The 18,752-nt window shown below is 39.9% G+C and carries 21 protein-coding genes; all 21 read right to left on the reverse strand.

Annotated features, from left to right (window positions below; all coding sequences use genetic code 11):
• Positions 1–13: 13 nt before the first annotated feature.
• Positions 14–649 (reverse strand): HdeD family acid-resistance protein, encoded by a 636-nt coding sequence (locus tag AOB46_RS00550; protein WP_062696105.1) that lies wholly within the window; start codon positions 647–649, stop codon positions 14–16.
• A 327-nt stretch (positions 650–976) separates the two neighbouring features.
• Complete coding sequence (locus AOB46_RS00555) at positions 977–2,041, reverse strand: DUF1269 domain-containing protein (protein ID WP_062696106.1); 1,065 nt, start codon at positions 2,039–2,041, stop codon at positions 977–979.
• 65 nt (positions 2,042–2,106) lie between these two features.
• Positions 2,107–2,988 (reverse strand): universal stress protein, encoded by an 882-nt coding sequence (locus AOB46_RS00560; RefSeq protein WP_082376984.1) that lies wholly within the window; start codon positions 2,986–2,988, stop codon positions 2,107–2,109.
• A gap of 27 nt (positions 2,989–3,015) precedes the next feature.
• The gene (locus AOB46_RS00565; RefSeq protein ID WP_131724288.1) at positions 3,016–3,513 is read right to left on the reverse strand and encodes a hypothetical protein; all 498 of its coding nucleotides are present in this window, start codon (positions 3,511–3,513) and stop codon (positions 3,016–3,018) included.
• Between the two features lie 79 nt (positions 3,514–3,592).
• Positions 3,593–5,134 carry a hypothetical protein gene (locus AOB46_RS00570; protein WP_062696109.1) on the reverse strand — a complete coding sequence of 514 codons (1,542 nt, stop codon included), beginning with the start codon at positions 5,132–5,134 and terminating at the stop codon, positions 3,593–3,595.
• A gap of 86 nt (positions 5,135–5,220) precedes the next feature.
• The gene (locus AOB46_RS00575; protein ID WP_082376985.1) at positions 5,221–6,381 is read right to left on the reverse strand and encodes an HlyD family secretion protein; all 1,161 of its coding nucleotides are present in this window, start codon (positions 6,379–6,381) and stop codon (positions 5,221–5,223) included.
• Positions 6,382–6,408: 27 nt separating this feature from the next.
• On the reverse strand, positions 6,409–7,725 hold the full coding sequence (locus AOB46_RS00580) for a TolC family protein (RefSeq protein WP_062696110.1): 1,317 nt from the start codon (positions 7,723–7,725) through the stop codon (positions 6,409–6,411).
• Positions 7,726–7,782: 57 nt separating this feature from the next.
• Positions 7,783–8,190, reverse strand: a complete 408-nt coding sequence (locus AOB46_RS00585; protein WP_157845024.1) for a MarR family winged helix-turn-helix transcriptional regulator — start codon at positions 8,188–8,190, stop codon at positions 7,783–7,785.
• Between the two features lie 166 nt (positions 8,191–8,356).
• Positions 8,357–8,797 (reverse strand): VOC family protein, encoded by a 441-nt coding sequence (locus tag AOB46_RS00590; protein WP_062696112.1) that lies wholly within the window; start codon positions 8,795–8,797, stop codon positions 8,357–8,359.
• A gap of 194 nt (positions 8,798–8,991) precedes the next feature.
• On the reverse strand, positions 8,992–9,441 hold the full coding sequence (locus AOB46_RS00595) for a DUF3872 domain-containing protein (protein ID WP_062696113.1): 450 nt from the start codon (positions 9,439–9,441) through the stop codon (positions 8,992–8,994).
• Positions 9,442–9,452: 11 nt separating this feature from the next.
• Positions 9,453–10,013 carry a conjugal transfer protein TraO gene (locus tag AOB46_RS00600; protein ID WP_062696114.1) on the reverse strand — a complete coding sequence of 187 codons (561 nt, stop codon included), beginning with the start codon at positions 10,011–10,013 and terminating at the stop codon, positions 9,453–9,455.
• A gap of 21 nt (positions 10,014–10,034) precedes the next feature.
• Positions 10,035–10,937, reverse strand: coding sequence for a conjugative transposon protein TraN (traN, locus tag AOB46_RS00605; RefSeq protein ID WP_062696115.1), 903 nt, complete (start codon positions 10,935–10,937; stop codon positions 10,035–10,037).
• A gap of 84 nt (positions 10,938–11,021) precedes the next feature.
• Positions 11,022–12,377: a conjugative transposon protein TraM gene (gene traM / locus AOB46_RS00610; RefSeq protein ID WP_062696116.1), complete on the reverse strand. Its 1,356-nt coding sequence runs from the start codon at positions 12,375–12,377 to the stop codon at positions 11,022–11,024.
• On the reverse strand, positions 12,364–12,651 hold the full coding sequence (locus AOB46_RS00615; RefSeq protein WP_062696117.1) for a hypothetical protein: 288 nt from the start codon (positions 12,649–12,651) through the stop codon (positions 12,364–12,366). The genes traM and AOB46_RS00615 overlap by 14 nt, the downstream gene beginning before the upstream one ends.
• Before the next feature lie 20 nt (positions 12,652–12,671).
• A complete protein-coding gene (locus AOB46_RS00620) occupies positions 12,672–13,103 on the reverse strand; it encodes a hypothetical protein (protein ID WP_062696118.1) in 432 nt (143 codons plus the stop codon).
• An 11-nt stretch (positions 13,104–13,114) separates the two neighbouring features.
• On the reverse strand, positions 13,115–13,738 hold the full coding sequence (gene traK / locus AOB46_RS00625) for a conjugative transposon protein TraK (protein ID WP_062696119.1): 624 nt from the start codon (positions 13,736–13,738) through the stop codon (positions 13,115–13,117).
• A gap of 27 nt (positions 13,739–13,765) precedes the next feature.
• A complete protein-coding gene (traJ, locus tag AOB46_RS00630; RefSeq protein ID WP_062696120.1) occupies positions 13,766–14,761 on the reverse strand; it encodes a conjugative transposon protein TraJ in 996 nt (331 codons plus the stop codon).
• Between the two features lie 2 nt (positions 14,762–14,763).
• Positions 14,764–15,396 carry a DUF4141 domain-containing protein gene (locus AOB46_RS00635; protein ID WP_062696121.1) on the reverse strand — a complete coding sequence of 211 codons (633 nt, stop codon included), beginning with the start codon at positions 15,394–15,396 and terminating at the stop codon, positions 14,764–14,766.
• Positions 15,397–15,423: 27 nt separating this feature from the next.
• A complete protein-coding gene (locus tag AOB46_RS00640) occupies positions 15,424–17,925 on the reverse strand; it encodes a TraG family conjugative transposon ATPase (protein WP_062696122.1) in 2,502 nt (833 codons plus the stop codon).
• Positions 17,922–18,251 carry a DUF4133 domain-containing protein gene (locus AOB46_RS00645; RefSeq protein ID WP_062696123.1) on the reverse strand — a complete coding sequence of 110 codons (330 nt, stop codon included), beginning with the start codon at positions 18,249–18,251 and terminating at the stop codon, positions 17,922–17,924. Before AOB46_RS00645 ends, AOB46_RS00640 begins: the two co-directional genes overlap by 4 nt.
• A gap of 11 nt (positions 18,252–18,262) precedes the next feature.
• Positions 18,263–18,568, reverse strand: coding sequence for a DUF4134 domain-containing protein (locus AOB46_RS00650; RefSeq protein ID WP_002979435.1), 306 nt, complete (start codon positions 18,566–18,568; stop codon positions 18,263–18,265).
• Positions 18,569–18,752 lie beyond the last annotated feature (184 nt).

Here is an 18,752-nt window from a genome sequence, read left to right on the forward strand (position 1 = left end):
AAATCTGTTACAATTATTTTTCGATATCCTTATAGTATTCCTCCTTCAAATCTTCGATTTTGTCTTTCAGCTCTTTTCTTAATTTGCCCGGAAGTGTTTTCAGTTTTTTTAATTGAAAGGACATTACGATAGCATAAACACCTACGAAAATGAAAGAAAAAGCTGTCATCATCACTAACGAAATACCTGTGAAAATCGGATTGGCAATCAGCATAAAAGAAAAAATTATCCCTAAAACGCTTAAAATTGCAAGATTTCCCCATTTCAATATTTTGTAATTTTTTAGTTCAAATGCAAATCCCAATCCTTGGAAAGAACGGAACAGCAGGCTAAAGCCCACAAAAAATGGAAGTGTAGTTACTGCAATCTCAGGTCTTATCACTAATACGATACCAATAAGCAAACTAAAAATTCCACTTGTAAGATACCAACCCCAACCTTCGAGCTCTTCTTTATTCTGAACGGAAAACACGATTTCCAAAATTCCAGAAAACAGGAATGACAGGCTGAAAAGTACAACCAGTGAAAAATACGTTGCATCGGGAACACTAAACAAATAGCCTCCAAGAATGATAAACAATACACCTATGATTGCCGGAATATACCAGTGTTTTACGGTGTTGCGAATTGTTTTGAAAAATGTTGCCATAATAATCTGTTTTAAATTAAAAATCTTCTTAAAATTAACTATAGTATTTGATTCTAAATCCTAATCAGTTACTGTTATAAATCAGCAAAGCCGTATTTGAGAATTGTAGCAAACGTTTACTGTAATTGATAGAGAACAGTCTTTGTACGAAACTTTTATACCGATGGATAACACACAGGACATCGGTTTTGTATTTGTTTTCGTTCAGCATTATCGCAAGCACAAAATTTCGTGTGTCATTAAAAACAGTGTTTGCAGAAACAGTAAAAGGTGGCATATCTAGGCATTGAAAGATAACCACCAGTTACTAAGTTGATCTAAAAAATTTTAATTACTTTTTAGGTCATTTTCCGTTTTACTCAACCATTCCTGATATTTTTCACGGTGAGCTTCAAAATCTGATTTTGCTTTTGCGAGTAGTTCGTCTCTTTTCAGTTTTAAATTTTCTAATTTCAACTGCCATCTTTCTTTGTCTTTTTCTACCAATTGATCTACTTGCTCTTCTAATTTGTGAATATCTTCGTCTAGTTCTTCGATTTCTTCTTTGACATAACCAATGGACTTTCTAAAAGATTCTTCTGTGCTGTTTTCTAAATTTTTTAAATTTCTTTTAATTTTTACAGACAATTCATTATAATCCTCTTGCAAATCTTCATAATCATCGATTAATTCTTCTTTTGAGTCATCAAATTTATCGGCAATATCTGCACGCCAGTTAGAAAAATTATTTTTAACTTTTCCGAACCATTCCGAAACAGATTTTTTTTCTTCTTTGGCGTTAGCTTTTATATTTTGGTGTAATTCTGCTTGTTTTGCTTTTAGTTCGGCTATACGGGCATCTATTTTAGCTTTATCGTCTTCTGCTGCACTTTCCAACTTAGCGGTAAACTCGTTAATTTCATCGTCAATTTCTTTTGCTTCTTCGTTGATGTATTTTTCGATTTCTTCGTTTACATTTAACCTTTTCACCTCTGCTGAAAAAGGTTTAAGTATTGAATTTAGAGGAATTTCCCAATATTCATCAATGTTGGCAACGATGGCGGTTTTACCAGTCGGGATGGATTTCGAAGTTTTTTCTAAGAATTTAGAAGATTTGGAAGCTCGAACTAAATCACCTAAACTTCCCGCCAAAAGCCCGGTAGTCATACCAAATAATACACCTAAAGGACCACCTAAAATACCAATAAAACTCCCTGCCAAAGCTCCGGAAGCAGAATAAGGCAAAGTTTCATCTTTTGCATTTTTGATTTGGATTTCACCGTTTTCATTTCTTGTAAGAACATAAAGTTCGTTCACGGTAAGGTTTTCATTTTGGGAAAGCTGCTTGATTTCCTGTGATGCTTTAAATGCATCTTCTTCTGAATTTAGAAGAATAGTAATGATTTTTTCCATTGTAAATAAGTTTTTTATTTTTCTTAAACTATATATTTTTTTCTTTATAAGACTTTGTGGTAAAACTAACTGTAATATTTGACACCAACTCTCCAATCATTGTTATAAATTAGCAAAGCTGTCTTTGAATATTGTAATAAACGCTTGCTGTAATTGATGCCGAACAGTCTTGTAGCAATACCTTTATTACGGTGGATAATGCAAAGCACATCGGTTTGGTTGCTATCCATAAAATTGTTCAGTCCGTCTATTACATCAGAATTAGTAATAATTTCTAAAGAGATTTCAGCATTATTAATGTTTTCTTTCCACATTTCTTTCTTCGCTTCAGCTTTTATGGCATCTTTCTCGTTTTCAGCCACGTACACGCATTTCAAGTGGTTTCCGCCAGCTTCCTGTAACCTTTCAGCTAAACGGTTTACGATGTTGTATTCGTTTTCGTTCAGCATTACTGCAAGGGTAAAATTGCGCACGTCATTAAAAATAGCGTTTGCAGGTACCGCAAGAATCGGAATATCAAGGTGGTTTATCAGTTTTCCCGTATTGGAACCGAATAGCTTTTTATCGACTGTATTCGCACCGGAAGTACCCATTACAACAACATCAATCCCCATTTCTCCAATGTAGTTATCTACAACTTTCTGAAAATAACCTTTTTCAAAATGAAATTCTACCGGAACACTCAATTTTTGATTGTCCTGTGCAATATTTTCCAGCTTTTTTGCTTCTCCTTTAAAATCAGTCCGTTCATCGGTTTCCAATTGTTCATTATAAAATTCTGCCAATGGATGTACCAATGCTTTTTCGTCCGGATCTTGGGCTTCAATAATATGCGTAACGTGCAGAATATGGATTTCCGCTTTTATTTTCTCAGCCACAGACAACGCATAAATAAACGCATTGTCCGCCACTTGTGAGAAGTCTGTTAAAAACAATATTTTTTTCATTTCCTATTCTTTATAAGGATTATACATCTACGAATGGTGTTTACCCAGATGAATTAATTTTGTAATACCGAAACCGACAACAAAGGTATTGTAAGCGTGTCTTTTGGCTTCGTACATTGCCGATACGCCCAGCTTCCAATTGTTCGGAATATTGAACATATATTCTGCTCCGGCGACAAACATTGTGAGGTTTTTCTCTTTACTGAATTCCCGTCCGATACCTGCCAATATGCCTAATGAATGTATGGGTTTGTATGTTGCGACGGCATTGACCGAAACAGGATATTCACGTTCGAGGAAGCGATGTTCTTCGTTCGGTTTTTTCTCTTCGATGATGAAATTCTCAAAAACCAAATCCGAATGCACGCCTACCGCCCACTTGTCAGAAACCCAATAATTGGCGTTGATACCGAAAGCTGCTGCCGAACTTATTTTGTTTTCGCTGTCGATTCTGTTTTTGATAAAAGCGTGTCCCATTACTGCCGAAACACCCAGATTTCCTTTTATAGAATGATGTTCTGACATTTCTTGTGCTTGAACACTTATACTGCTTGTGATGGCTACCAAAAATAGCAAACCGTATTGTTTTAATTTATTCATTACTCTAAAACCTATATCCTTTAATTGAATCTCCTCTAATCTTTTTACGTAATAACACCACTCGTTTGTAATGGAAACTACCGTAAGAATGTGTTGCAATAAATATCAATATTGGTATAATCAACCAAGTCAATGTTCCCAACACGATTTTTCCCGAAGCCATTAACGCATTAAGGCTGATGTTTTGGTATATTGCCATTCCGTTGGGGATTTCTCCTGCATCGAGATACATCGAAATATCGTTCAGGCTTTGCCATTGTGACTGATAGCTTGCCCAACCGATAATCGCCCCTCCGAGAGCCGTTGCCAAAAATGACCTTACCACAATCAAGATCACCATCATTCCCATCATTTCGTTCATTTGTAGGTTGAGGGTGGCATAAAACCAAAGTCCGATGAACAAGATACCCATTCCCAATCCTTTCAGTATGGTTGCATATTCGAGGTAGCGGATGTCCATCTGCGGCTGTATAATCAGGTAAAGGCACAGCGTATGCAGCGCAAAACACACAAATCCAAAAGCGATATAATACTTGATGTACCATTTGTTTTTAAAACCGTAAAATGCCAATATTCCGGCAATGACAATACCGGGTATCATCCAAAGGTTGGTATGTGCGTTAATCAGGTTATTATACCCTAAAACACCCACTGCATATTGTGTATATACTGATGTGCTTGCCAGATATAATCCGAGAAAGAATAACAATATGGTAGCGTGGATAACATTTTTCTTTTTAAATGCCCCGAAATCAATCATCTTTCGTTTGAGTGATTTCTGCCTGTATATCATAGCTACAAAAAGTCCCAACCCGATAATCAACGAAATTATAATATTGGGCGAATGAAACCAGTTTTGTTGTTTCATAAACACAAAGAAATAATTCAGCGACATCATCGAAGCTCCAAATAAAATCAACGAAAGCCAGTCAATCTGATACAATGGCATTTTAAATCCAAAACGTTGATTGTGCTGAAAAATAAGCGATAGTGCCGCAATCACAAGCATCGTTGCCGACATAAACATATAAGGTGTTTGCCAACTGCCATCGAATACCATTTGGGCAAAATAATAGGCTGAAAGTTGCCCAAATCCAATGGACAAGGGGTAGAATACCGCATAAAATTTTCCTCGATCTCCTGTCGGAGCAATGATGAACATAATGGGTAATACCATTTCTATCATCGGAAACATCTTGAAAAAACCAATGAGAAAACTGCAACCTATCAACACAACAGGGCTTTCCGTCGTGCCACACATATAGGATAATATAGCAAGGATAATAGCCGAGCCCGCAATGATTTCCTTGGTACGGAAACGCATTTTGACACGCATTAGTATCATAATAGCACAACCCATACCGATTGTCCCGGCGTTATTCGCCATCGAAATAAATTCGGTGTAAGTAGCCATTGCTCCCGAAATATCCGTAATGACACTTGCATATACTCCTGAAACGGTCATCATCGAGAATAATATCGCCAAAATCAGCAACAGCATTAAAGGTTTGGGAACCCAGCTTGCAAATGGACCTTTATTGTACATAAATTTTGTTTAAAGTTTAAAGTTTTTTTGAGTTTAAAGTTCAATATAACAACGTTAAACATTGAACCTTAAACCTTAAACTTTTTCTATTTAAGCGTTACTTCTACATTCATACCGGCACGAAGCTGTTTGATTTCTTCGGGCGTATTGTTTTCTGTAAATTCGATACGAACCGGAATACGTTGCTGTACTTTCACGAAATTTCCTGTGGAATTATCTACAGGAACAGCCGAGTATCTTGCTCCTGTAGCTCCCGAAATTGCCGTAACTTTTCCCTCGAAGGCTTTTCCTCCAAGTGCATCTACGGTAATGGTTGCCAATCCGCCGATGGTTACATTTTCCATTTGTTTTTCACGATAATTTGCGGTAATCCAAATGTTGTCGGCATCTACAATCGTAGCAACTTGTTGACTTGGACTTAACAATTGTCCTACATTTACCGTTCTTCTGCCCATAATTCCGTCGTGTGGCGCAGTAATTACAGTATAAGAAAGATTGAGTTTCGCCATATCCAAAGCACTTTGTGTACGTTTGATGTCGGCATCGTTCATTCCCAATCTCGATTGTACTTCGTTTACAGATAATTCGCTGGTGGTTTTGGAATTAATCACGGATTGATATTGCGAAATCTGTGCTTCCAATTGGGCTTTTTGTGCCTCGAAATCGGACTTTATTTGGTCGAATTGCTGACGGGTTACGGCTTCGTCTGCCAACAGGTTTTTGTAGCGGTTGAAATTCTGTTCCGCATTCCACAAACGTGCTTTTGTCGCTTCGATATTTGCTTTCGCTGCTTCCACATTTGCACCAACAGTATTTACATTATTTGCTGCCGTTTTTACCGAACTTGAAGTCGCATTTTTGGAAGCCAAAGCAGCCATATAAGCTGCTTCTGCCTGTCCAAGTTGTGTCTGAATTTCTCTGTCGTCCAATATCAATAAGGTATCGCCTTTTTTCACGTATTGATGTTCCACAAAACGGATTTCTTTAATGTATGCCGAAACCCTTGTATTAATCGGGTTAATGAACGACTCGACCTGAGCGGCGTTGGTGTATTTATCGTTACCGACATTGAAATAGGATTTTACCACAAAATAAAGCCCGAAAAGAACCAACACAAGCACCAGGATATTGATGATTTTGGTCTTTTTCTCTTTGGTCTTCTGCTTATTTACCTTTTGCGTTTCTGCAGGTTGCTCAATGGATTGCGGTGTATTTTCCTGCTTGTTGTTTTCTATATTTTCTGACATTGTTTTATCTTTAAGTTTATCAATTTATTATAAATTCCCGCTTTCTTTCAATAATTTGTAGTACGCATAAACGATACTTATTTCCGAATTGGCAAACTGCAATTCTGCATCTAATTTCTGATTGCTTGCATCAATCAAATCCAATAAAATAGCCAACTGATTATTGTATTTACTGTTCATAATCCTGTAATTTTCATCTGCAAGATTTTTGTTTGTGCCAAGCGTATTGTTTTGTGTCAATGCTTCATTGTATTTGATATAAGCGGCATTTACGGCAACATCAATCATTTGCTCAGCTTCAGTTGCCTGTGCAATGGCTTTATCTTTTTCAAAACGTACCTGCTTCATTTTCTTCGGCGTTTTGTACAGAGCATCGAGGTTGAAATTCAGCGAAAGCCCAGCACTCCAGCCGTTGGTGTACATATCCAGTGCGGGCGACGATGTTGTAATCGGGCGAGCCAATTTATTTCCGGCAAATGCCGACAACGAGGGCATCATTTCCGAACGGGTAATTTTTTCGGAAGTTTCGTAAATATCCACCGCTTTTCTGGTCATCAATACCGTTGGGTGGTTTTGTGCAAACGCTCTGTAATCGTCCATCAATAATGCTTTAGGAACATTGCTCAGTATGGTTTCGTCAGGCACAATCTGTGTGCTTTCGGACAGTCCCAAAGCTGTTGTTAGCTGTTTATTTAAAATTTGACGGTTGTTTTCCACCACTTGTAAAGCAAGTTTCAGGTTGGACAATTGCAGTTCGCCACGGATAACATCATTTCTGGTTACCATTCCCTGATTGTAAAACTTGTTGATGTTCTCGAAACGCCGCTCTGCCAATTGGATATTCTGCTGATAAACCGATTTTTGGTTCAGCAGTTTGTACAAATCCAAGTAATAACCCAACACCAAAAGTTTGATATTCTGTTCGTTCGACTGATAATTCAGTTCCGTTAATTCTTCTTTTAACGATTGTGCTTTAATACCGTTTTTTACCAACCCGCCTTTCCATATCAACTGGCTGGCATCTACCGAAAAGGTATTGCCAAAATGCGGCATATCTACTCTTGTGGAATTGGAAAAATCCTTATCAATGATGTGTGCATCACCAAGATAATAACCTTGCAAAGCTGCACTCACAGTAGGAAGCTGTGCGTTTTTAGCAACTTCTACCCCTTGTCTTGCAATTTCAATATCTGCTTTTGAAACGGCTAAATTCGGATGGTTTTCTTTGGCAAGTTCAAACAACTCTTCGACTGAAATTTTTCGTTCCTGCGATTGCTGTGCATACATCGTGCTTATTGACAAGAAGCCCGCAACCAACATTGTACATAACTTTCTTATTTTCATTAATTCAATATTATACTGTTTAAATTCTAACTATTTAGTCAAAAAAAAATGATTTTTTTATTCTATCATTTTTTTATTGATTTTCTGAAGTACATTGATTGTATTTTCAAGTTCTTCAGAAGTAATATCTGCTTGAAAAGATTGATAAACTTCTTCAAGAATAGGTATCAGTTTCTCCTGGTAGTTTTTCCCTTCTTTTGTCAATGCAATCAGGTTATTGCGTCTGTCTGTGGGATCAGGATTTCTTTGTACAAGCGCTCTTGCTGTCAGATTGTCAATCAGCGAAGTAATACTGGCTTTATTGCGGTTGGTTTTATCCACTATTTCCTGCTGATTGATATTGTCTTTGCTCCACAAAATGTACAGAACCTCCAACATTTCTATGGTAACGTCAAAGTGATGCTCTTTCATTTTCTTCATAAAATGACTACGCATTACTTTACGGACATCTCTTATGATATCCATCAATTCCGTTATCCTTGTCAAATCCTTTTTCTTTTCTAATTTCATTCTGCAAAGGTAAAATAAAAAGTTTAACATCAAACTATTTATTTAAAAATAATTTGACATCAAACTATTAAATATTAAAAAAATCGGATAGCCCAAAAGGTTATCCGATTTTTGTTATTAGTTAGTTTTTGCTAAAACTGAAAATCCTGTTATATTCAGGTGGATAATAAGCAAGCTCCCATATATGCCCATCAGGGTCAGAAAAATAACCTGCATATACTCCAATAGCTTCGTTTATAGTGGCATTGTAAGTAACTTTGCCACCGTACTCTAAAACTTTTTCCAATGCTTTATCTACTTCTTCTTCAGAAGACAGAATACAACTGATTATCGTTCCGAGATTATTCTTTGGTAATTGTACTGCACGACTTGTTTTAAGACTGTATTGCGCCACAAACTTATTTTTTTCTATCAAATACAGATTTAGATTGGGTAGCTCGATAATAATCAAACCGTCTTCAAGAAATATATCGGGAGTATCGCTGAATAGGTTTTTGTAGAATGTTACTGACCTTTCCGGAAACTCAACGGGTAAATAGACTATTGCACCTTTTACGTTCATACTCTGCTATTAATATGCTATAAATTTAGCCAAAAACTAATGGGGGCTTTGTACTTCTACCTGTTATTTTTTCTTATTCTTTTTTATCTGCTTATACCTTAAAATCGAAAACGGCTTACCTTTCGATAAGCCGTTTTCTTAGTTTATGGAAATAATAAGTTATTCAGAGTTTGTCGCAATGTATAAAATATAATTTAATCACTGCTGTTAAACTGAAAACTTATTTGCTTTTCATTGCCAAAGCTGTCGGAAATCCAAACCTCAAAAGATTGTGATTCGGCAGAAGTTGAAGTATAATACAACCTGAATTGTTCCATTGGCAAAGGATATAAATCATTCGGCAGATACGGTGGTTCATCGTAATAACGAAGTGAGCCTTGTCCATCAAATTGGAAGTAGCGGAGGAAATACTGCGTATTGCTGTAATTTCCGGTACGCTGAATGGTAATGCGTATTTCTACCGTTTGCCCGTTTGCTACGTCCTTTGGTACAGGCATTACATTGACCTCAAAAGGAAAATCATTCTGTATTTCGAGGTCATCATCTTTGCTACAAGATACCAACGAAACCGAACCTGTCAGGATTGCCAATAGTACATATGTCGGCAACAATCCTATTCTGAATTTATTAAATATTGCTATCATCGTTTTACGTTTTAAAAGTTAAACCTTAATCCCAAGCCTGCGGACGGTCGGAACTGTCGTAAATCTGTACCCCAAAAGACTTTTGTACGTCCTTGCAGTACCAATACAAATCGGTCAGACAAATACGTTTCAAAGGTCAGCCTACCACCAGCACCATAGATGAAATTATCCTCGCTCGTTATCTTTGCGCCGTCGAACAACATTTCTTCGCCACGATTAATGTTTTCATACCCTACAACGCCTGTTAAACCTGCGTTGAGCGTAATATTCTTACGGGCATCGCCCAACAAAAAGAAGCTGTAACCAAACTCTGCGGTATAGGTTTCTTGCGGTATTTGTAGCGATTTATAATCGTGGTATTGGTGTGTATATTCCAATGCCCATATCTGATAATTCCCGTTTTTGCCGTTCACGGTCATACCGAGGTTGATGTAATAATCGTTGCCGATTTTATCATCAGACAAAATGCCTGTGCTTATTTCCAAACCTTTCTGTTTGGGTAGCATTCTTTGTGCCTGTGTTACCGTGATGGCCACGAAGAGCAGCATCACGGTGTAGATATATTTTTTCATTGTTCTTGCTTTAAAGGGTTATTAAAATTTCAGGTGCATATCATTAATCAAACGAGCTTTGATTAAGTCCGAATTTTCCACCTGAAGCGTTTGGTGTCGTCCACCGTTTTTCTCAAAGATTTCAATCAGCAGAACCTTGTCATCAGCAATGGTAAACTGGTCTAACAGAAAAACATTTTGCCCGGTAGATTGCCCGTTTATGCCGTCCTCCAAAGGTTTGTAAGTACGAAGCGGTATCATTGGTCGTTCCTGCACTACGGTACGTTTGGCAACCTTTTTATCTACTACTTTGAAATTGATAAAATCAATGTTAAACGGCACATTGCTTTTGTTTCTCAATTCCGTATGGAAATAATATTTGCCGTTGTGGATATAGATACCTTTCAGGATAAACTGAATACCGAAACTTTTTGCTCCGATGTGTTTTACAATACGCTTATCTTTCTTGTAAATGGTTTCCAATAACAAGCCAGCCAAAGACGGAGAATTGTTGCCCAATTCTTCAAACAGCACATCGTTACCATTGGCTTTATCTACCGCTTTTTGCATTGTTAGCAGGTCATAGCTCAACGCTTCCGGGTAAGAACTGTAATACACATTGAAAGAGTAAAAACGTCCGTCATTGGTAATTACGGAAAAGTTGGTTTCAGCTTCAAAATTCCTAACCGATGCTTTTACACGCAATACGTTTTCTGCATCTTCCGCCTTTCCTGCAATCAGGTATTCACTACCCAAATCCACATAACGGATAGCGGTCGGGAAAATCAAATGCGAAGTTTTGTCGTAGGTTACTTCCATACGATACGGTTCAATCCTGCCCAATTCAAGAGGCGTTTTTACCGTCGCACTATCCTGTGCAAAGGCGGTTACGGCAGAGCCGATGGTCAGGGCAAGTGCCCAAAAGGTTTTAAAAATATTTTTCATTTTCTTTGATATTTAATTTTTATGGTATTGAAACAAGATCCGTTGCACGGAACTGGTTTCATTTTTAATTATTTGAAATAGACTTTACTGTTTTGATACAAGAAATACCTGGTGTCCCGCTTTTAGCGTTACTTTCGGGGTGCGTACTTTCTTGGCGAAATAGCCCGAAATTCCCTGCACCACGCCACGGCTTAAATCGGCAGCAACCTGTTGCCCTGCATTCTGTGTCAGCATTACGCTCGTTCCGCCTGTCTGGCTCATATTGCCTGCCATTTCGGTAAGGGCATTCATTTCAGGAGAGTAAGGAACATATAGACCTTGCTGTCCGTCCAAATCATAAATGGTAATATCTACGGGAATGATATTGCCCTCCAATTCAACCGAAGTAATTTTGAGCTGTAAACGTCCACCCTGAAATTTGGCATTAGCCGTTACAATCGTTCCCTGCGGGATAGTACGGCTGGGCGTTTTTGCAGGTTCTAATAATCGTAATCTTACACCCATTTCGCCAACAACAGTCTGTGCATCGTGAACGCAGGCTTTAATACTGTTTTTTGGCTGTACCACTTGTTCCGTAGTACCTGCGGTGTAAAAACCCCTGTTTCGGGTTTCGCTCCAATTTTCCAAAAACTCGCTATCCGTAGGCTCACGATACAAGGCAGACACGGTATTCTTCCTTGCCGCAGTAAAAGAAACAAAATGCTCTTTTTTGTTTGCACCCGCAGCTCCTGAAGCTGTACCATTTGCAGGTGTGGGCTGCTGTTCTGCGTTGCCTGTGGTCGAATTGGTCGGCAGATATTTTGCCGCCATCTGGTAGGATTTTTCCATTAATGCAAGCTGGTCATCTACGGTTGTTGCCTTTGGCACATCTTTTTCAGCCAACTTTTCTTTCAGCTCATCTAATTGCTTACGGAGTTCCATCGTTTCCGAATTGTTGTCCTGATAGAAATTGCCCAATGTGCTTTGTGCATTTCGATAACTGTTCAATGCAGGATTACTGTTTCTTCCCGAATTTCTACCGCCGTTTCCATAGCCGGTACTTTCGTCTTCATCATCTTCGGTAAATTCATCCGCAGGTTCTTTCTTGTCATCGGTGTTCCAATAATCCGAAAGCGTTGCCAAAGCATTACGTTTCTCCTGTTCTTTGCGTTCCAGCATTTCCTGCTCATACGCCTTGCCTTTGTCGGCAGGCATTCCTGCTCCGGTAGCTTGCGGAACGGCATCGTTCAGCCCGATGTTTTCGATTTCCTTTTTGTCTTCCGATGGTTTGAAAATTAAATACATACAACCAACGAAAACAATGCCCATCAAACCGAAAATCAAAGGCTTTTTGAGTTTTTCGGTTTTGTTCTCCGTACCGCTTTGCAGTACATCGGCGGTTTCATTCGGGTTCCCCTCCGTTACCCGAACAACCGACTTTTTGTTCTCATTTTCTTTCATAAATCTGATTTTTTAAAATTGTTGATAATGTATCCTGCAACCTTGCAGGACTTTCATTCTTTTTGAGGACAGGGTTTTCGATATGTTCTATCGACATATCGTTTTTTGACTTGCTTGTATCGTACCATACTTTGGCAACAACACCTACGGTCAGAAGCAGATAACCAACAAAGAAGTACAGCGTGTATTGGTGCTGCTTTCCCAATGGTAAAGCTCTCCAACGGTCGTCCAGCTTGTCAAAAAACCTGTCCATATTTTCCCTTAATTTTTTCATTCTTTAATTATTTGAGGTTATCACATTCTAAACACTCTTTTTTTCGGAGCAATCTGTTCTTTAGGTGTGTCGAGGACTTTGGCAAGAGCTTCCTTTACGCTCGGAACCGACCTCGTTGTCAGGTTTGTCAGCTCCGATTTTTTCATTGAATGCCCGTAGCGGTCTGTTCTTTCAATGTTCATTTTTTGAACATCGAATTTGCCGTTATCATACTGTACCCGCATATAACATTCCGTTTTAGGCTTTTCTTCGCCGTTCCATTCGAGGTAAGTTCTCAGCGAAAAGCTATCGGCATTAAGCGGTTTCTCCGTACCGTTCTTACACGCCTCCAAAAAATCGCTGATACTGTCCTTTAGCTTGCCTGCATAAGCACTATCCGTTTGGAAATAACCGTTATAGCCGTTGTTCGTCAGGGTTTTTACGAATGTGTCTAAATCAAGTGATTGTTCCATATCCTTACATTTTAGCGTTCGATGACTTCGATATCCTTGTTCTCCACCACCGCAAATTTTTCGATGTTAAAGCCTTGGGGATTGTTGTCGGAACGAACGGAGTTTACGAGATAGCAGGAAGTAACCAGGTTACGTCGTGTTACATTACTTGACCTTATGATGAACTGTTTAGCGTAGGTGTGCACTGCATACGGATAGTTATCGAAGTTGCACACGACACTATCCACCTCAATGCGCTGTTGTACGTTCCCCGAAATAATCCTGCTGTAATAACCTTTCTCCGACAGGTCTTTGTAATAATCGAAAGCACTTTTATCGGCAAGGTTGAACGCCCTGCTCATATTACTTTCGATGGCGTTCTTGTCCGGAGCAAGCGTAAAGAACAGCTCATGAAAACGTCTGACGTGTTCCCTTGCTTCCACAGGTCGGTTAATGCTCGCATCCTGCGACAAGGCAAGCATCAGCGATTTACCGTTATCCAACACATAGATTTTCTGGCGTTGCTCATTGGCAAAACTGTACGATTTCCATACGGCAAACCCTACCACACCAATGCAGAGAACAGCAAATACTATGGCATACAGACGTATCTGCCTAAAGCTGTTTTCTATATTTCTTAAAGTTTTAAATTCCATTGTTAAATGATGATTATTCGTTTTACATTATTTTTTAAGCAATTGCCCTCCGATGTTTCCGGCAGCAGAACCGGCTCCGGCACTTGCGATATTTCCGGCTTTCATTGCAGTTTGGTTTACATTGCGTGTAAAGTTTCCTGCACCACCTGCCTGAATTACCCAACCTGTTACCGTTGGAATAGTGAAGTACCCGATGATGCCGATAATCATAAAAATGATATATACCGTATTGGAGGTGTCGGGAATGAATGTCGGGTCTGACAGCATTGCGATATCCTTTTCCAATATGAGGGACTGTATTCGTGCCAGCATCGAGCTGAACAAATCCGAAACGGGAAGCCATAGGTAAACACTTACGTACCTCGTGAGCCATTGCGTGAGCGTGGATTGAAAGCCATCCCACACCGAGATGGCAAAGGCAATGGGACCGAGAATACTTAACACAATCAGGAAAAACGTTCGTATGGTATCAATAACCAATGCTGCCGCCTGAAAGAGTATCTCCAGCAGATTTCTGAACCAGTCCTTGATGGCTTTTTCTATCTGATAGGCTGTCCTATCCATATACATTCCCGCCATTGTACCAATGTCTGATGGCGACCATCCCAACTCGTCCAGTTTTTTATCAAACTCTTCGTCTGATACCATAAAGGCGGTTTCAGGATTTCTGACCATTGCTTCGTATTCCAACTGGTCTTTCTGTTGTTGGAGCTTGTTCAGGTCAAGCACCTGGTCTTCGAGTATTTGGTGTGTTCCTACAACCACCGGACTTAACACCGCATTGATGGTTCCCAAAACGATAGTTGGAAAAAACATAATGCAAAGACCTAATGCAAACGGACGGAGCAAAGGAAACATATCAATAGGTTCGGCACGGCTTAAAGCCTGCCAAACCTTTAATGCTACATAGAACAATGCTCCCAATCCCGCCAAACCCTTAGCTACTGCCGCCATATCGCCTGCAAGCGGCATCATATCGTCGTAAAGCGAACGCAGGAGTTCGTGAAGATTATCCCATTCCATTTTTACCAGTATTTTTGGTTAGCAGTTCCATAGAGTTCAAGCACTCTTTGGGCATCATTTTTCTTTTTCGCTCTCAGGTAGCTGACAGAGATATTTTTGTTGGTGTAGTAGCGAACAAGACTGTGATAATCCTTAACTTCTTTGTACACACGGTCAATAATCTCCATACGCTCCTTATCGTTAAGCGAAAGGCTTGAAGAGGTTATAATCTGTTTGAGTTCTTTCAACAGTTCGGTGCTTTCGTTGAGCAGTGCCGAGTACCCGTTGCCGATAGCCACCAATTCATTTGGTTTGAAATTGGGGTCATTCATCATCTTACCGAAATTGGTAACATACATTTCGGACACATCGCCTACCAGCAATACCGTTTGCTGAACCTTACGGGCATCTTTTACAAGATTATTTACAGCTTGTAGCTTGTCGTAATATTCCTTGCCCTGCTTGTACACTTTTTCCACTTCCTTGAAATTTTTAATCACATTGGATACTGTGGATGAAGTCTGTACGATTTCATTTGCAGAGTTTAGAATACCTGAAGCTAAATTTGCAGGGTCGGTTACTACAAATTGGGCTTTTGCTGACGGTGCTACGGCGAGCATTAGTGCCGTACACACCATTAAAAACATTTTTTTCATTGTCTTGAAATTTTAAATTGTTAATGATTATTGATTTACATTGTCCCGCCGTTGCATTGCGATATGCTTAATGGCGAGTTCTACATTACCGTCCAATTCGGAAGCGAGTTGCATCACTTCCATTTTTTCGGTTTCTTCGGTCGTATAGGCGAGGTATTCCTCCAGACTAACTTCCGTGGCATACACTGCCGAGTGTGTTCCGCCTAATCCAATCCAAACCTCCTTGTACAGTCGGCTTGCATCGTTATTCATATTGATGGATAGTACCTGTCCTTTCTCTTTGTCCGTCAATCCGAGCATTGCCTGTATGTCATCGAATTTGTTCATATACTTTCGCTGGTCTAAGAGAATTTTGCAGTCCGAATTGTTGATGATACTTTCCTTGACAATAGGCGATTGGATAATGTCATCGACCTCCTGTGTTACGACAATGGCTTCGCCGAAAAACTTCCTAACCGTTTTAAAGAGGTATTTGATGTATTCCGCCATTCCTTCTTTGGCAATCGCTTTCCACGCTTCCTCAATCAGTATCAGCTTGCGAATGCCTTTCAGCCTACGCATCTTGTTAATGAACACTTCCATAATGATGATCGTGACTATGGGAAAGAGGATTTTGTGGTCTTTTATGGCATCAATTTCAAAAACAATAAACCGCTTAGATAATAGGTCTAATTGCTTGTCCGAGTTCAGCAGATAGTCGTATTCGCCACCTTTGTAATAAGGTTCGAGTACGTTTAAAAAATTGGCAATGTCAAAGTCTTTTTCACGAACCTGTTTTTCTTCCAATACCTTACGGTAATCGCCTTTTACATACTCGTAAAAGCCATTGAAAGACGGATAAGTGTCATCTTGTTTGATACGCTCGATATAACCAGAAACCGCATTGGAAAGTGCCACTTCTTCCGAACGGGTTGGCGGTTCATCATCACGTTTCCATAAAGTCAATATCAAAGTCTTGATACTCTCTCGTTTTTCAATATCGAATACACCGTCATCGGTATAAAAAGGGTTAAAAGCAATGGGATTATCTTCGGTATAAGTGAAGTAAACACCGTCTTCGCCTTTGGTTTTGCCTTTGATGAGTTCACACAATCCCTGATACGAGTTACCCGTATCTACCAGCAGTACGTGAGCCCCTTGCTCGAAATATTGGCGTACCATATGATTTGTGAAAAAGGATTTTCCCGAACCTGATGGTCCCAAAATGAATTTGTTGCGGTTCGTGATAATCCCCCTTTTCATTGGCAGATCGGATATATCCAAATGGATTGGCTTTCCTGTAAGTCTGTCAGCCATTTTAATTCCGAAAGGGGACGGCGAATTGTGGTAGTTCGTTTCTTCAGTAAAGAAACACAGAGCAGGCTCTATGAACGTGTAAAAACTTTCCTCACTCGGAAAGTCGCCCGCATTGCCCGGCATTGCCGCCCAATACAATGTGGCTACGTCCGTTGTATTGTGGCGAGGCTTACATTCCATCAATGCCAATGCACTACCACAATCGTTTTTCAACTGTTTAAGTTCGTTCGGGTCTTCCGACCACGCCATTATATTGAAATGTGAACGAACAGAAGATAGTCCGAAACTGTGAGCTTCATTCAGGTATTTTTCTATCCACTCTTTGTTGATTTGATTGGCACGACTGTACCGAGCCAAAGAGTGCATATTCCGTGCAGACTTCTCAAATTTTTGCAGGTTGTCCTCACTGTTATCCAAGAATATGTATTGATTGTAAATGTGGTTACAGCTCAACAGCAACCCTACGGGAGCAGCAAAAGACAAACGGCAGTCGCTTCGGTCAGTCGATAGTTTTTCAAAACGGGTATCAGCCGAAACGGTTGCTGGCAGGTCGTCTGTATCGGACAAAGTGTGCAACGACAATCTTTTGTTTCCGATACGCACTTCCTCTGCATTTAAAGCGATGTCCTGCATTGGTGTTCCTGCTTCTCTTGAAAGTGTCAGGTATTGTTCCAACAATCCCTGTCTTTCGTCCGTTCCGATGATGTCATCTTCGGTCAATCGTCGCAGGGTTATGAAACCGCTATCGTTCACGATACGCTCAAATTGTGCCACCGCTTCCATAAATCGGTGTATCGTTTCCTTATTGATTTCCTTTGGAATGAGCGTGCCTTTACAAAGCGAACTGAAGTTGCTTTGCATTCGCATTCTGTTCTTGGTCGTCTTCGTCAGGAACAGGTAGCAATAATGGTTCAGGAACGGTCGCTCGTTGAAATGGCGTTGATAGGATTTTGACAAAAAACTTTGGTCTTCCTGTGCCAAATCGGGAGCATAACTCTCTTTGATGTACCAATCCTGTTTGTGAACGACCGTAAAATCGGGCAAGGTTTTAATAGCCTTGTGCCAAGCGGAATGAATGGCTTCATACTCTGCCGAAGCAACGGTAAACAGTTCCGGTAACCGTACTTCAAAACAGGCGGTAATGTCTGCATCTTTGGAAAGAATGCAGTTGTTCTCTACTGCCAGCAAGGGAAATTTGTTTTCCAATGTGGCTGTTTTAGCTACATTTCTCATACGGTTTTGGGTTTAGGAGTGAATTTTAAATACCTGTGTACAGGCTTGCGACAAATGATGTAGCGGGGATGCCTTTTAATGGCTCCCAACTTCATCAGTCCGTGTTCGCCATACTTCCTGTTCAGTGAAAAGGTCTGCCAGATGATAAGTGAAGCACCTCCACCTCCGAGGAACAGACAGATGTAAGAATTTACACCTGCCATATACAGTATCATCACGAAAATGAGCGTACCGAGCAATCCACCTGCGAAGATGAAGAGGTACTGTGCTTTCAGCCCCTTAAATTCCACCGTTCTTCCGATGCCTTTGTTGATATTATAATTCATAAGGCAAAGGATTAAAGGAAGAATGAACGCAGAATGGTAGCCGCCACAATCAGGAAGATACACGCACCGAACCACGAAGCTGCCGTCTTCGAGGTATCGGGGTCGCCACTACTGAATTTGTTGTACACCTTAACGCCTCCGATGAGCCCAACCACCGCACCGATGGCGTAGATTAACTGGGTTGCGGGGTCGAAATAGCTTGTTACCATTTGGGTAGCTTCGTTGATACCTGCCGAGCCGTTTCCCTGTGCGAAAGCACCAATTCCTGACAGCATCGCCACGGCTGCCAGCAAAACTTTTTTTCTCTGTTTTTCCATAATTGAAACACATTAATTTGTTATTGTTATCCCACACCCTGCGGGCTTTCGGGACAAATGTCTTATGGAAAATGAGGCGTTGCCGTAAAGTGGCACTCAAAGGAAGTGTTTGGCGTTCAATGGCTTTATAGTGGTATGTTTTGGAATAAAAAAACGCCAAGCATTTTACTGTTTGGCGTTTAAT

Source organism: Chryseobacterium indologenes, from assembly GCF_001295265.1.
Lineage (GTDB): Bacteria > Bacteroidota > Bacteroidia > Flavobacteriales > Weeksellaceae > Chryseobacterium > Chryseobacterium indologenes_A.